Consider the following 15,649-nt stretch of genomic DNA (forward strand, 5'->3'; position numbering starts at 1 on the left):
TGTTATTAAAAGGAATGCACGTACTGGTGTTGTAAAAAAAAGAGGGCTACATGCCGATCCGTTCGCGATCGGTATTCGTGAGCCCTCCTCGGCACTAAAAATGAGCCGAGCAAGCGTTATCGACTCATGCGGCCATAGCTTCAGCGATTGCTGTGATTATTATTTTCGATGGGTGTAAACGGGGGCGCTGGGAAGGATGTCTGCTGACAGTCAGAAGCAGACAGCGGCTGAAGAAATGCTCTGACAGGCTTTACATGCAGGGATTGAGAGGAGGCTCGGAAAGGCAGTCGCCATTTCATCTTTTAATTGCGACTGTTGGTTGTCAGCGGTGTGCGTTTTAACCGGATTAATCCCGCTTAAAGTAATGTTTTTGCGGTTGCTAAAGCCTCTTCTTTTGAGGGGACCATCAATAAAGGATAGCCCCAAAACTTTTCATATATCACGGCGAAAGGTCTGGCTGCAGTCCTTTTGACAATGTTTGGCTCAATCATTATGGAGGCTTTAACAAAGGTTCTTAATTCATTTTTGTGAGCTTTCATCCAGCGTGTTGTGAGCTTCATCTCATCGGCGGAATGTTCATGTTTGCTTTCAGTAAAACCTTCATCGTTAAGCAATACGAAGGGTGTCTTACGCGCCAGTAACGCTTCGAACTCACTAAACGGAGACGCAACCGGGTCCTTGCCCGAAGCATTCATGTTTATCCATACAATAGGAAAATGAGCATCATCAATTCGCATAGCAATAATCCTGTCAATCAGTTAATTAAATTTTTCAGAGCTGATGTCGCGCCGATAAACAGCCACGTCAGTGACGTGGCGCGCAGCACAGAAAGAAACCAAAACTCTTATTTAATAAAATTATCTAAATACCCCTTAGACTGCATTGCGAATGTTGGTCATAATGTTGTTTAAATCCGCCAAAAACGCTTCGCTCAACCTTAAGGCTGAATGTATGTCCCTGGGACCGTCGCTAAATTCTGTTGTTATGCCTGATATTGACAGCATTCCGCGCGCCGTTTTTGCCATGAGCGCATCCATGGTTTCACGCGGCTGGGAAAATAAAACACACCAACATCGTAAGTCGCAATTACTCTATTCCGTCCGGGGCGTGCTCAATTGTGAGGTAGACGAGGGAATGTGGATTGTTCCACCGCAATGTGCCGTGTGGATACCGGGCAACATGCCACATTCTGCACGTGGTTCTGGAAATACAGAATGCTATTGCCTGTTTATTGAACCTGAAGCGATGCCTGGGCTGCCGAAAACCTGCTGCACACTCTCAGTGAACCCACTCATGCGTGAATTATTGCTTAAAGCAGCGAGTTTACCGAGGCTCTATGCGACAGAAGGGCCTGAAAGCCGTTTGATAGCAACCCTACTTGATGAATTATCTATAGCGCCTGTAGAAGACCTGCATCTGCCAATGCCACGTGATCGAAGGCTGCGCCAGCTTGCTGAAATGATGCTGGCCGATCCCATTAACAAATCCTCTTTAAGCGAATGGGCTCATCGCATTGGTATGAGTGAAAGAAGCATGAGCCGGCTGATGCTGCAGGAAGTCGGCATGAGTTATGGCCGTTGGCGTCGGCAGCTACATGTCATTCTTTCACTTCAGCGCCTAACCCGCGGTGAAAGCGTTCAGACCGTGGCGCTGGAACTTGGCTATGAGAACGCCAGCGGATTTATCACCATGTTCCGAAAAGCAGTCGGCAAGCCGCCAGCACGCTACCTTTTTGAAAGAACAGAGAAATTTGCAGCAGGCGTTATGCCTGGCAAAATTTATCTGGATTAAACGCACATCATCCCTTGCTCGTTGAGTTCGCCCAGAGAACAGACGTTCCCCCCGACAGATTGTTCCGCCGGGGGGTTGTTGTTTATCACACTTCATTCATACCCAGTGGTATGGCGCCCTGGCGAAAAAACGCCGGCTTTTAACCGCCGTTGACGCTAAGAAACATTCAGGTGTTTCTCTGATTTCGTTGTAGCGATATTGCCGGTGAAGGCGACATCAACCACATCATTTCTGACGTTAAGTCTGGATTCCCCGCTGCTGAAAAGAAAAACTCGTCACTTTTGGCTGAAATGAAAAATTTTATGTCTGGGTTTCGCTATCGAAAAAATCATTCTCGCTATTAAATGAGAATGATTTTTATTTGTGTTGGATGTTTTACGACTGAAACGTTATGAATCCGCGTGCTGAACAGCGACAACGGCTGCGTTCCCACCGATGCGCAGCCTGAGTGGCGTTGCCTGACAACAGGGTCACGGAAGGCGCAGATGCCGCTGTTCGGGGCCGGTTTACCGTCATGGAAAGCAGACTTCTTTTTTTAAAAAGTGGCGCGCGCGGGCCTGGCGCTTATTCGTTTCAGTCAAATGTATTTTATTCAAACCCTACGAGTGCATACAGACATGAAAGTACGAAGAGTCCTTGTTCCACGTTACTGTGCGGTCATCATTAGCGCATTAATGAGTTCACTGTCATTTCCCGCCCTGTCAGCAGACAGCGACAGGGCTTCACCTAAGCAGGATACACTTACGGTAACAAGCGATGGGCAGAGTAACGCTGCAGAAAATGCCTGGGGGCCAGTAGGTTCCGTGGTGGCAAAACGAAGTGCGACAGCCACTAAAACAGATACGCCACTCCGTAAAACCCCCCAGTCAATTACCGTTGTCACGCGTGAAGAAATGGATTTGCTCGGCCCACAGACACTGAAAGATGCTTTTCGTTATTCAGCCGATGTGATGGTTGACAGTCGCGGTTCAGTAAGCGGGTTTAATTCAGTTAATATCCGGGGATTCAGCCAGGTCGGCGATAATATTTATCTTGATGGACTCAAACTGCAGAGTGACAGTTTCACTTCATTCCAGGTCGATCCTTATATGCTGGAACGCGCTGAATTGCTGCGTGGTCCTGCCTCCGTTCTGTATGGCCTGAGTGACCCCAGCGGCATTATTGCATTGGTCAGCAAACGTCCCACACCGGAAACCCTTCGCGAAGTGCAGTTTAAAGCAGGCAACCATAATCTTTTCCAGACCGGTTTTGATTTTGGCGGCGCGGTTGATGACGACAATAAGTTAACTTACCGACTGACAGGCGTGGCCAGCGATCAGGATCAGCAACAGACGGGTGAAAAAGCCAAGCGTTATTCTATCGCGCCGTCCTTCACATGGCGTCCCAGCGACAAAACCCAGTTTACTTTTTTAAGCAGTTTTCTCGATGAACCTGAAACAGGATGGTTTGGCTACCTGCCTAAAGAAGGAACGGTAACCAGTGGCGCGGGTGGAAAATTACCCACCAGTTTTAACGATGGTGAACCGGGCTATAATAAAATTTCCCGTAAACAGAAGTTAGTCGGCTATGCCTTCGAGCATCAACTCAATGACAGTTGGACAATACGACAGAACCTGCGCTACGGAACGGTAGATATGGATTACCGAACAATCTTTGGAAGCCAGATTTCCCCGTTTGATCCGTCGCAACTGACCCGAGGTGCGCTTAAGGCTAAAGAGCATTTGTCGACCTTCGCTGTTGATACTCAGGCGCAACATACGTTTTCCACTTATGCGGTAGACCACTCGTTGCTTATGGGCGTGGATTACCGGCGCACGCGTAATGATGTATGGCAGGCGCTGGGTATAGCGTCCAGTCTGAATCTGGTCAATCCTGTATATGGTAATACGGCGGTGCAGTATTTCGGTTACCGGGATCAGGTCGATCATCTGCAACAGACGGGCCTGTACTTGCAGGATCAGGCGGAATGGAATCACTGGGTATTCACACTGGGTGGGCGTTATGACTGGTCTGAAGTAGACAGCGTCAATCGTCTTACTAACAATACCGCCGCCGGACAGGATGATAATGAATTTACATGGCGTGGAGGCCTGAATTACCTGTTTGATAATGGTATTTCACCTTACATTAGCTACAGTGAATCCTTCCTGCCAACCGCGGGATCAGACTATACAGGTAAAATGTTCCAGGCATCTCGCGCCAAACAATATGAAGCCGGGATAAAATATATTCCTGACAATCAATTGATTTCCGCAACCTTGTCGGTATTTCAGTTAACAAAAGATAAAAATCTGAGTTCAGATCCTGAGCATATTTTATATTCAATACAAAATGGCGAGCAACGCTCCCGAGGTATTGAGCTTGAGACAAAAGCAGCGCTGACAGAAAATGTCGATATTATCGGCAGCTATTCCTACACGGATGCAGAATATACCAAAGATACGTTGTATCAAGGTAATCGTCCTGCTGAAATTCCAAAAAATATGGCGGCATTATGGGGAAACTATACTTTCCATGAAACGTCTCTTAGCGGATTGACGGTAGGATTAGGCAGTCGGTATATCGGGTCTACGGAAGGTGATAACGCAAACTCCTTTAAAGTGAAGCCCTATACGATCTGGAATGCCGTCATACAGTATGATTTGGGCAGATTCAGTATGCCGGGGTCAACCATAGGGCTGAACGTTAACAATCTCTTTGATAAGAATTACGTCGCAGGATGTTACGCCACAACAGCATGTTTTTACGGCGCGGAGCGACAGATTACCGCAACCGCTACGCTCAGGTTCTAGAGCGCACGTCCTGGAGTACATTTTTTCCGCCATCACACAGGGTTAATATTGTCCGCTTGTCGCTCATGGCGGACAGTTTTCCTGGCTCAGTCTGTTTTTGCAGAAGCGGACGTTAATCAATAAGCGTCCATGTTATATGGACGCAATAGATGAGATCTGTCAGCAAAAGCGTGAGGCTATGCGGAACGCGCTGGAAGCTGGCGATAAATATCAATGAATTCCTGGACCATTTCCCGGACTAACATCGAATTCATAATATGATCCTGCGCATGAACCAGGACCAGATTTACCTGAACTTTGCCGCATCCCTCGTCCATACCAATAAGCATTGTTTGTACGTCGTGAGCCCGCTTAGATGCGGCAAAAGATTCATTCATTTGCGCTTCGACCTCATGCCAGTCACCCTTTTTTGCAGCGCTAAGGGCCTGCATGGCACAGCTACGGGACTCACCTGCATTGATGATGAGTTCCATTACCGTTGATTCCATATCCATTTGCTACCTCAATTCTGTTATTGCTGATGATTACCGTTCGTTATTCAAAAAGAGCCAGTGCATCATTGAGGATTTTCTCTCCGCGCATCATGCCGTAATCCATGCTATTGATTACCGCTATTTTTTTTCCCGCTGATATGGCTTTAGCCTGAAACTCCTCAAATTTATACTTGATCTGTGGTCCCAGAAGACAACAGTCATACAGAGCCAGAGTCCGATCAAAATCTTCCATCGAAACCGCAACGATATCGACTTCGATGTTGTTCTTTTCTGCAGCCTGTTTCATTTTTTTCATCACCATGCTGGTAGACATACCGGCAGCACAACATAAAAAGATACGTTTCAAGTTAACTCCCTATTTTTTACAATCGAGATTTTCACTGAACCAGTGAAATAATCCCCAGAATATGTTCAATTCAATAGTGCAACTGACCTGCAATTCGTTTTTATCACGGGAATGATCCGGCATTACCCGTAGTTATTTTTTGTCCTTCAAATGGGTATCCAAAAAATTAATGATGATCTTGGTTATCTCAGGCTGATACCACATCAAACCAGCATGGTCGGCCCCCGCGACGATATAACGCGTTGAATCACGTCCATGTGCAATAAGCGCCTCATGCAAAATACCTGTCTGGCCTGGCGACACCACATTGTCGGCATCGCCGTGCATCAGTAAAAATGGCGGAGTTTTGTCGGAGATATAGGTTATAGGATTTGCCGCTTTAGCCTTGCCTGGGTTAGAAAGAATGGACCCTCCGCCCTGCCACGGAATGCCGTTGACCAGCATTGCTTCCGGAATAGCGGGAGACTTGTGCGCCTCTATAATTTCATCAGAAAAATCTTTCCCGACCGTGGTGAGATCAGATAAGCCATACAGATCAATCGCTGCCTGCACATCGCTGCTTTGCCCGGAATATTCGGTCGTATCGAACGTCTTGATGCCGTTAGTGGTGGCGACCATTGCAGCCAGATAGCCGCCGGCTGACTCACCCATCACGGCTATCCGGGAAGGGTCAATACCCAGTTTGTCAGCATTGGTGCGTAAGAACCTGACGGCCGTTTTAGCATCTTCAAGCAGGCCTGGAAAGACCATTGTCGGGACTACCCGGTAGTTTATGCTGGCCACCACATAACCCGCCCGTGAAATATCGACACGTTGGCCAATGAACTTTGATTTTGGTGCATCAATAAATCCCCCACCGGTGATAAATACCACTGCAGGAAGCGGTTTTGGGGAATAAGGCTTAAGGACGTCCATTGACAGTTGCAGAGGCCTGCCCATGGTATTCTGTGTAAATGAGTAAGTAATATCAGGGATCATTTCAACAGCCAGTGCATTTGGCGTTAATTTGATATTTTTACTTTCTGCTACCTGACCGGCTGCGGAAACAGATAAGGTAAAGAATGCGGTCAATGCCACAATAGATTTTCTATACATTTTTTACTCCTGAATAGCGTTAAAGACAGACACCGTCAGAACCAGACTTCCATGCGATAGCCCACTCGCCATTCAGATGCTTTTGGCAACAGGGTCACTTCACGATCTCCCCCGGCGTAGGTCAATGTCAGACTGGCAAGTGGTGCGATATAAGGGAGCACGTCCAGTTGTAGAGCCGGACCTACTGAAATTTTGTAGGCATTGCCATTAGCACCGGCGACCCCATTCTTGTTTCTGGTATTGTTTACAATAAATTCATAGAGCATTGAAATGTTCTGATGATGAAGGTTTTGTTTTACCGTTACGCCACCAAAAATCCCCGTTTCATTTTCGTAGCCATAAATCATATCGCCACCAGAATAAGCCAGGTCGGGTATAACCGTGGTTCGGTCTGCAGACTTATCACGTTTGGTATATTCATATATAAAAGCGGGATTTACGGTAAAATCTTCAAATTGTGAAATGCTTCCATCGACAGTAAATCTGACAGATGAATCCCCTTTCTCACTGAGTACACTTATTCGGCTGGTATTCAGGTATTGCGCTATAACGCCTTTACCATACTGAATTTGTAGTGAGGATTGACCTTTAATCAGGCCAAGGTAGTTTGGCATCGTGTATTTAGCTGAGAAACTTGTAGCCTGCTGTACACCGGTACCAAGTGGGTTATCCAGTTCTTTGACATAAGTAATGCCCCACTCTGTTAATCCGAGCCGATAAGTGAGGTCGAAAATCCGGCGTGAACCTTCTGCGGCCATCGGCGCGCCAGAGCTTGACCAGTCAATCTGAGCGGTCCCTACAGCAAAATCAAAATTTTTACTGCTATAACCTATTCCTGAATCAATGTGAACTTCTTTAGTATTATAGGCAAACACATTGATCCGCTCGTCCAGATAGCGGCGGCCCGCCCAGATATTCGACTCATCTGGCAGGAAATTCAGTCCACCAAATCTCCCATAGTTTTGTGCAGTTTCAAGAGCTTTATCTCCGTACCCTACAACCTGATAAGTGTAATCAGCCCACTGTTCAGGCGCGCCGATCCCTGTCCATTTCTTGGTAACGGCAAGAGACGTATAATAATCGTGCCAAAAGCTGTTACCGAGATCCCCCATTTTTCCTCGCGGGTCCTGATTCGGGCCAGTGGGATCTGCATGAAGCGTCATATTTTTGGGTCTGTTGTATTCGCTCTGAAAATCGCCGGCAACCATTCCATAGCCATTTAATTGAAACGAGCCATCCTCAGAAATATTTGCAGAATAGCTTTCATTTATACAACTACAAAACAGCAATAAATAAAGCGTTATTTTATTTAAACACATTATTATAGCTCCACTGGTAATGGTAGGGTAATTTTTTTAATAAGAAAAGAAATCACAACCATTATATTTGACCGCCAGAGTAGAGTTATAACCAGGCTTGTGTTTTTGTATGTCGAATTTTGCATTTAATATTAAATTTAAAAAAAGCCAGACAAAAATGCCTGACTTTTCCGAACAGGAAAAGAGGGTTAGTTAAAACTATTGCGATATTCCTTGATACTCATGCCGTATTTATTTTTGAATATTTTATAGCAGTGAGTGGCATTTTCATAGCCGGACATGTTGATTGCGTCAATTATTGAATAATTTGTGTTTTTTAGTAAATGCGTTAGGATATCCAACCTTTTTTCAATAAGGAGTTCACTAAAGTTCTTTCCGGTGAAGTCTTTGAGTAATTTGCTTACTTTATAATTCGGCTGATTCAACCTGCGAGAAATGTCGTTAAGTGTCGCAACTTTATAATTCTCATCAATATATCTGAGGACAGATGTTGATATCGAATTATTATAAGTTCCATTAATGTGATAGTCACTGCACTCAATATTTGCAAGTAATTCGGTCAGCAACAAACCCACTAAAAAATTAACGCGCACCTCTCTAAGTTTATTTGCGCTATAAATCTCAGTAATGATGATGTGCATAATGTTCTGGATAGAATCTATCTCACCCACTTTGAAATGAATATGTTCCCCATAACGACGCTTACCATTTATTGACGCGAGAATGAAATCCGATATCAGGTTATCTTCATCAAACAACGACATTAATTTGCCAAAAAACTCCGTTTTGATGATGAAGTTGATGATGATGTCGTTATGGCCGGCAGAATCAATTTCGTGTTTAGCAAACTGGTTGAGGAGCATAATTTCCCCTTCCTGTAATGTCATGGGCAGGCCATTGACATTTTGACGCATACTTCCTTGATAGATATAGATGAGTTCTATAAAATCATGTGAATGCAAGGACACTTTTGTGAAACGAGTCTGTTTTTCAATATAAATATAGTTATCTTTAAAAAACCTACGCTCCATGCGGTTCTTAAACTTATGACTCAGCTGATAGTTAGCACGTAAAATCTCAAGTTCTCTCTCTGTATATGCTAACAGACTGTCATGTATTTCAGGATTGAGCATAAAACACCTACATGGAGCTTATAATTAATGAAGCGTTCAGGTCAGTAACACGCTAACCTCACCAGCATTTCGTATATCAAAGTATTGATTAACACCATCGGAATACTGAGGCTCATGGATGTTACCCGTGACATTATACTCTTCTGAGATAACCAGGACGCATTTTTTTAAATTAAATGGAATATTGATCACTATTTCAATACCTTTTGTAAGACGTTGCCATTTGCAAGAAATGTATCCTCTGACAGTGTGATGTGTACAGTCAACGAACTGTAATGAATCCAAAAATGCAGGTTGTATTCTTACAGAATCACTACCTCTTGCATTATCCTCAATGATAATGCCTCCTGGCCCTTGAGTCATCCAGCTAGTATAAGAACTGAACATCGCATGATTGCATGAGCCATTCTTGTTATCACCAAAAAATTCTTTCAGGGTAGTATCCTCGTCATGAAGCATACTTTTGAATCCCCCACAGGCGTGAAGCCATTTCATGATTACTTCATTTTCATCATAATGGCGGAGAACTTCATACAGGAAGCTTTGACCAAAAATCCCGCAGGTTACCAGGTAATTATTATCGCGAATAGCATTAGCCAGTTCACTGGCTAACTTTTTGGGGTTATCACTTAATTCCATATAGAGTGCAAAAACATAGCTTGTCTGACTTTTATCTGCAAAGCTGTCATCAGCATTTCGAAAATCAGCAATAATACGATCCCTGATTTTAACTATTTGTTTCGCATAAAATTCAGACTTACCGTTCAGTTTAAGAATAGTGCTGAATTTATGGAGTAACTTTACATGCAGATAATAGATACATGCGGTCGTGAAATTGCGTGCGGGAGAACCTGACTTATAGTCAACGGCACCAGAATTTCGGCTCCCCCAATCCCCGAGGCAGCAGTTGAGAAGCCCTTCATACCCGACACTGTTAAGGTGTTCAAGCTGACGCTCCAGGAATGGAAAAAACGCACGTGCGAGATCCAGCGTTCCATAGTGCTGGTAATGAATGTTAAGCAAAAAGGGAACAACAAGCTGCCATCCCAAAGGGCCGGCTGTTTCCCCGGTTCCGTTTGTTTTAATTCCCACATACGGTGCCGTTTCGGGAAAACCACCATTTTTCCGCGTGTCGTTGATAAAGTCTGAAAGGGTTTTTTCGTACATCTTTGCAGAATTAAACTGATAAACCTGAGATTTTGCCAGAGCAACGATGTCCCCACCATACGCGAACCGCTCCCGCGCGCAATCACTGAACACGGAGTGAATATTGTTTAGTTTGGTATTACGCGCAATCTCATACAGCCGGTTTAAATACAAGTCTGAGCAAAGAAAATCGCCGGCGCTTTCGAGTTTGCTGTATGCCTTGTGCGCCATAATGCAGAGTAACTGATCCAGATTCATTCCACTCACTTTCACATAGCGAAAAGAATGATAGGTATACTTGTTAACCAGATGATTGATGCCACTTCGACAAATGAGCTGGTCGATTTGCTCTGCACGACCGGGGGATGACTCTCCACCATTTATAATAATGCCGGGTGCTACCTCTTTTCCAATGAAGCCAGCCAGCGTTGACCCGGTATTCAACGTGTAATCATCGTCGAGACACTCAGCATATGTCAGAGTGATAACTTGTCCTTCGGAGGCGCTCACCGAAAGGTCAATAAGCCCTGAAAGGGTTTCCCCAAAATCTACGATGAATTCTGATTCATTCAGAACATGGATTTCTTTAAAGTCCAGACACTTAATTTTTTCTATCTTGGGGATATAACTGGACACCATCTGCCCTTGTGGCCCTTTCGCCAGGAGGACGTTATTCCATCTGGGTGATACCAGTTCTGTGGTATTGCGACCACTGAACAATCGGGAGTCTAAGGTTTCGCCCAGGTAGATATTGTTGGTAAAATATGCGCCTTCAGTGCATTCCCATGTCTCATCCGTCGATAGACGTACTGACAGTCCCTCACCCTGTATAAAAATATCAGCGATTGCCTGAGTCCCCCCTGAACATAAAATGTCACGAAGATTATACTTCCCGAATAGTTTCATTTCGGAGGGAGCATACCATCCATTGCCCAGTTCAATGATTAAAGTATTGCTACCCGTTTTTAAGTAATCCTTTATCTCATAAGTATCGTAATAGATGGTTTTCGAGTAATTAGTCCAGTCGGTATTAAGCTCATTCCTTGATACTTTATCCCCATTTATATATAGGTTATAGAATCCAAGTCCAGCAATGTTTATTACAGCCCTGTCGATTGCATTTTGGATAGGGAAACATTTCCTGATAACCGTGTTTCGCGTACTACTATCTTCTGGTTTATCTTTGTTGTTCTGAAAAGGTTGTGCTATCCAGTTGCCGTGGAAGTTACCCAGATTACCCGTAATGAATGAATTAGTCAGTGAAACCATACTACCAGCACTGTTACATGAATTAATCTTCACAGTATATGTGCCGTGTTCACTCAACTCAAAGCCAGTTAAAAGCAGATCTGTGCTATCGCCAACCCCAGTAAGTTCATGTACCACGGAATCGTCTTTTAAAATTGTTACATGGTACGATGCTTGTATATGCTTAACGCTCCAGTGACATGCAACAGGGAGTCTGTCGACAACAATTCGACTGGTCTGATAATTAATTTGCAACATTTAACCCACCGTGGCGTAGTGTATTTCTCATGGTCAACTTCCAGATTTTGATTATCTAACTCGCACAGATTTCATCCGTTTCTTCTTTACAGGCTAACGCATCAGCTATCTTGAAGAAGAAGTACCAGGCTGAGAATCTTACAAACAACCCAATAAACTGGAATGCCGCTATTTTCCAGCTACCCTGCATGAATCCTGAGATTATGATAGGCATCCCCGCAGGCGTGCTGACGCCAGCGACCCTCGGCAATATTCCAATTACAGTTAGATAATATGCGATGCCCAACATAATCCCGTTGATAAGGATGTAGGGAATAGCTAAAGCAAAGTTCATGACCAAAGGTACACCGTAGGCCATGGGTTCACCAATTGTGAATACCGCGGGAGGAAGGGCTATTTTACCTAAAGTTTTATATCGACTACTCTTTGCAAAAAAAGCCAACATAATCGCTAATGGTAATAAATCACCCGCAACACCATAGGTCATAAAGAATGCAAACCCGGTGATATTAGGTAATTCAATGCCTGCAGCATACGCAGCCAGCTGCTGTGCATCCATAGCAAACCATATAGGCGCTACAATGCCTAGTGTTATGGCGTGCCCGTGAAGACCAAAGAACCAGAGTAACTGAGCAAGCACTGCAACAAAAATAATAGATCCAATGCCTGATCCAAGAGATGTGAGTGGCGACTGGATGAGTTTATAGATGATTTGATGGATGCTACCATAACCATTAATCGTTATAATCGCAGATATAACAGTAAATGTTGTCAGGATTACAATACCAGGAATGAGCGATGAAAAGGATTTTGATATAAAATCCGGGACATTCTCTGGCATTTTAATAATTAATCCCTTTCGGGTAATGCCTGTAAAAATACGGGTTGATACAATGGCAACCAAAATCCCCGTAAACAACCCCATGGCACCTAACCATTGGCTTGGAATTAAATATGATTGCCCCAGTGGACCGATCTCTCCAGGGTTATAGGGTGTAAGTATAAAGAATGAAATCATTGAAAGCAGACCGGCCATGAAGCTATCAACATTAAGATTTTTAGCCAGCGTGTAAGCCACCGAAAATGAAACAATGACTGCCAGAAAGTTGTTGGTGAAATTGATAGGTATATCAAAAAACCTTACTAGTTCGTAGCGAACAAGAAAATCCTGGTAAGGCTGGAAAGGGAATACCTTAAGAAGCGTGGCGACGGAACTCATGATGGTTGCTGGTAACACGAGCATCATGCCGCTCATCACTGATTTCAGGTAGATATTTTGACCAACGCTTTGCATTAAACTTAATAGTTTTTCTTGCATGGCAGCTGTATTTATTGGCATGTGATATTCCATCAGTGTCTATTTTTAAGTGCGTTCAAAAACTTAAATGAGATTAAACTGTCCGGCCATCATAGTAATGGCATATTAAATTGCGAGGCATGTCGGCTGTTGTCATTTAGAATGACCTTTTTTGCGAAACGGAATATTTAGTGACACAAATCACAATACTATATTTATGACTTGAATTTCTGGCCACATTTTAAGTATGGCCTGAGAAATACGTTGGAATTCCCCCTTCTGAACTCAAATATATGCGGCAGCGGGAAGAGGAATATCTGCGGCTAAAGAGTCTGGTGCCCCGGTAAGGCGATACTGCAGGATGTGCTGGCAAAAAAGAGCTGACGCTGGCACGACTGCGGGATTGGGTCAGGGATTTACAGGCCCGATACGGTGCCAGCGAAAGACAAATTTGAGTCCTAATGGGGATGTGAACACAATGTCTGCTTAGTGCAGAAGCGGACTTAGCAGACATAACTGGCGAACCCACCGTCATGGTAACTACCGGGATTTAAGCGTTTGTTTCCAAAATCCGCAGGCTGAATTGACCCTGAGTTCATCTATCAGAGGAGTTTGTAGAAATAAGGTTGCATGACATGGGCGTTATATAGAGGAAGTTAAGCAGGACAACAGGACAGCTTGCAACGGTGCATGGAGCCGTGAAGAAAATATGCTTTATCACGTAATACTGGACAAGTCCGCAGCATCTGCATGCGCTAATCTTAGCCTTTACCATGAACTAACTCACTGATTCAAAAAATGGAAATGAACCACTCAGAGGGGGCAAGTAAACGTCTGCCGCCATTCTTTGATATGGTCAATCAGAGTACGGAGCTTTGGCGCAATATTGCGGCGCTGGGGAAAATACAGATAGAAGCCTGGAAATTGTGGAAGATACTCATCCAGCACTGACACAAGCTGACCGCCTTTTATATATGGCCTGAATGTTTCTTGAGTAGCCATAGTGATGCCGCCACCAGCCAGAGCCAGTCTTAACATCAGACGCAGGTCATTAGTCGTAATATGCGGTTCAATCGCCAGATCGAAGGCTCTCCCGTTTTCTTCAAATGGCCAGCGATAGGGCTCAACATCCGGGGATGAGCGCCAGCCGATACACTGATGATGAACCAGCTCACGAGGATGATAAGGGCGACTATTGGCTGCAAGATAGGAAGGGGAAGCAACCACCATTTCACGTTGATCACCCGTAAGCGGAACAGCAATCATGTCTTTTTCAATCACTTCTCCGAGCCTGACACCCGCATCGTAGCCTGCAGCCACAATATCAAACTCTTTATCAGTGACAACAATATCAAGCTTCACACTGGTGTTAGCTGCCGCGAAGGAAGCGATTAACGGGCCTGAAAGAAATTCTTCCGCTATCGAGGTCACCGCGATTCTGAGAAGTCCTCTTGGCTTACTGTCAGGAGCAATATTGTCGAATGCAGCTTCGAGACTGGTTAAAGGCAATGAAAGAGATACACGCAACTGTTCTCCCGCTTCCGTCAGATGAACCGAGCGAGTCGTCCGCATGACAAGCATTGTGCCGAAAGCATCCTCGAGCCTTCTTATTCCCTGACTGACCGCCGAACGGGTCACGCCCAGCCGTGCTGCAGCTTTACTGAAATTATGCTCTTCAGCAACCGCAATAAAAACAGGTAAAAGATTGAGATCAATTTTCATTGTTTAGTACTGCTAACCACTGAGTCCAGTGAAAGCAGGATACTGCAACTTATCGTAAAGTTCTATTCTCTCTACGAAATCAATGACAGGAGAACATCATGGACAAAGTTATATTAATCACTGGTGCATCAAGTGGCATCGGGGAAGGTATTGCCAGAGAACTTGGAACTGCAGGTGCGAAGGTATTACTAGGAGCACGTAGAGTGGAACGTATCGATGCCATTGCAGCAGACATTCGCAGCGCGGGCGGTATTGCTGATGCGCGGGCTTTGGATGTTACCGATCGACAATCCATGTCTGACTTCGTCCAGACAGCACTGGACAACTGGGGCCGTATTGATGTCCTTATTAACAATGCAGGCATTATGCCGCTTTCACCCCTTGCCGCTGGCAATCAGGATGAATGGGAACGAACAATAGACGTTAATATTAAGGGCGTGCTTTGGGGTATTGGCGCTGTGCTACCCGTGATGGAAGCACAGAAATCGGGTCAGATAATTAATATCGGCTCTATTGGTGCCTTTACTGTCGTACCAACAGCTGCCGTCTATTGTGCATCCAAGTTTGCGGTGCGGGCTATTTCTGAAGGGTTACGACAGGAAAGTCCTAACATACGTGTAACCTGCTTAAATCCCGGCGTTGTAGAAAGTGAACTCGCGTCAACAATTACCCATGAGGAAACCATGGCGCTGATGGATGCCTACCGTTCTGTCGCACTTAAACCCGCTAACATTGCCCATGCTGTAAAGCATGTCATTGAGGCGCCTGAAACCGTTAATACATCTGAAATAACCATAAGACCTACAGCGTCTGCAAACTAGCGTTTCGGCATGGCTTCATGGTCACTTGAAGCAACGACTAAATTCCGCTTTTCGCGCATAGCAGACATTAACCTGACATCAGTCCGCTTTGCGCTGTGAGTTCAACCGATGGATGCAACACACTGGCTAAACCGCTCTGCGGGTGATTCATAGTCTAGCGTTTTTCTCGGCCTTTCGTTGAGCTGTC

Annotated in this window: 12 protein-coding genes; 3 read left to right on the forward strand and 9 right to left on the reverse strand. The window is 44.8% G+C overall.

Annotated features, from left to right (window positions below):
* Positions 1-356: 356 nt before the first annotated feature.
* Entirely contained in the window at positions 357-737 is a 381-nt protein-coding gene (locus FBY13_RS02660) for a hypothetical protein (RefSeq protein ID WP_096012442.1), read from the reverse strand.
* Positions 738-951: 214 nt separating this feature from the next.
* Between FBY13_RS02660 and FBY13_RS02665 the strand changes: the two genes are divergently transcribed.
* Together FBY13_RS02665 and fhuA are read left to right on the forward strand one after the other, a co-directional pair.
* Positions 952-1,791 carry a helix-turn-helix domain-containing protein gene (locus FBY13_RS02665; RefSeq protein WP_063879250.1) on the forward strand — a complete coding sequence of 280 codons (840 nt, stop codon included), beginning with the start codon at positions 952-954 and terminating at the stop codon, positions 1,789-1,791.
* A gap of 617 nt (positions 1,792-2,408) precedes the next feature.
* Complete coding sequence (fhuA, locus tag FBY13_RS02670) at positions 2,409-4,583, forward strand: ferrichrome porin FhuA (RefSeq protein ID WP_145393413.1); 2,175 nt, start codon at positions 2,409-2,411, stop codon at positions 4,581-4,583.
* Between the two features lie 176 nt (positions 4,584-4,759).
* Here fhuA and FBY13_RS02675 read toward each other — a convergent pair whose 3' ends face one another.
* The 8 genes from FBY13_RS02675 to FBY13_RS02710 form a co-directional block, all read right to left on the reverse strand.
* Positions 4,760-5,077, reverse strand: coding sequence for a PTS lactose/cellobiose transporter subunit IIA (locus tag FBY13_RS02675; RefSeq protein ID WP_063879249.1), 318 nt, complete (start codon positions 5,075-5,077; stop codon positions 4,760-4,762).
* A gap of 40 nt (positions 5,078-5,117) precedes the next feature.
* Positions 5,118-5,423: a PTS sugar transporter subunit IIB gene (locus FBY13_RS02680; protein WP_063879248.1), complete on the reverse strand. Its 306-nt coding sequence runs from the start codon at positions 5,421-5,423 to the stop codon at positions 5,118-5,120.
* Between the two features lie 132 nt (positions 5,424-5,555).
* Positions 5,556-6,518, reverse strand: coding sequence for an alpha/beta hydrolase (locus FBY13_RS02685; RefSeq protein WP_145393399.1), 963 nt, complete (start codon positions 6,516-6,518; stop codon positions 5,556-5,558).
* A gap of 35 nt (positions 6,519-6,553) precedes the next feature.
* Complete coding sequence (locus FBY13_RS02690) at positions 6,554-7,837, reverse strand: carbohydrate porin (protein ID WP_096012440.1); 1,284 nt, start codon at positions 7,835-7,837, stop codon at positions 6,554-6,556.
* Between the two features lie 188 nt (positions 7,838-8,025).
* On the reverse strand, positions 8,026-8,970 hold the full coding sequence (locus FBY13_RS02695) for an AraC family transcriptional regulator (RefSeq protein ID WP_145393400.1): 945 nt from the start codon (positions 8,968-8,970) through the stop codon (positions 8,026-8,028).
* Positions 8,971-9,006: 36 nt separating this feature from the next.
* The gene (locus FBY13_RS02700) at positions 9,007-11,622 is read right to left on the reverse strand and encodes a family 78 glycoside hydrolase catalytic domain (protein ID WP_145393401.1); all 2,616 of its coding nucleotides are present in this window, start codon (positions 11,620-11,622) and stop codon (positions 9,007-9,009) included.
* 55 nt (positions 11,623-11,677) lie between these two features.
* Complete coding sequence (locus FBY13_RS02705) at positions 11,678-12,916, reverse strand: PTS sugar transporter subunit IIC (protein ID WP_186440778.1); 1,239 nt, start codon at positions 12,914-12,916, stop codon at positions 11,678-11,680.
* An 816-nt stretch (positions 12,917-13,732) separates the two neighbouring features.
* Positions 13,733-14,641, reverse strand: coding sequence for a LysR family transcriptional regulator (locus FBY13_RS02710; RefSeq protein WP_145393403.1), 909 nt, complete (start codon positions 14,639-14,641; stop codon positions 13,733-13,735).
* A gap of 98 nt (positions 14,642-14,739) precedes the next feature.
* Between FBY13_RS02710 and FBY13_RS02715 the strand changes: the two genes are divergently transcribed.
* A complete protein-coding gene (locus FBY13_RS02715) occupies positions 14,740-15,462 on the forward strand; it encodes an SDR family oxidoreductase (protein ID WP_145393404.1) in 723 nt (240 codons plus the stop codon).
* Positions 15,463-15,649 lie beyond the last annotated feature (187 nt).

It is taken from the genome of Pantoea sp. SJZ147 (assembly GCF_007828605.1).
Taxonomy (GTDB): Bacteria; Pseudomonadota; Gammaproteobacteria; order Enterobacterales; family Enterobacteriaceae; genus Pantoea; species Pantoea allii.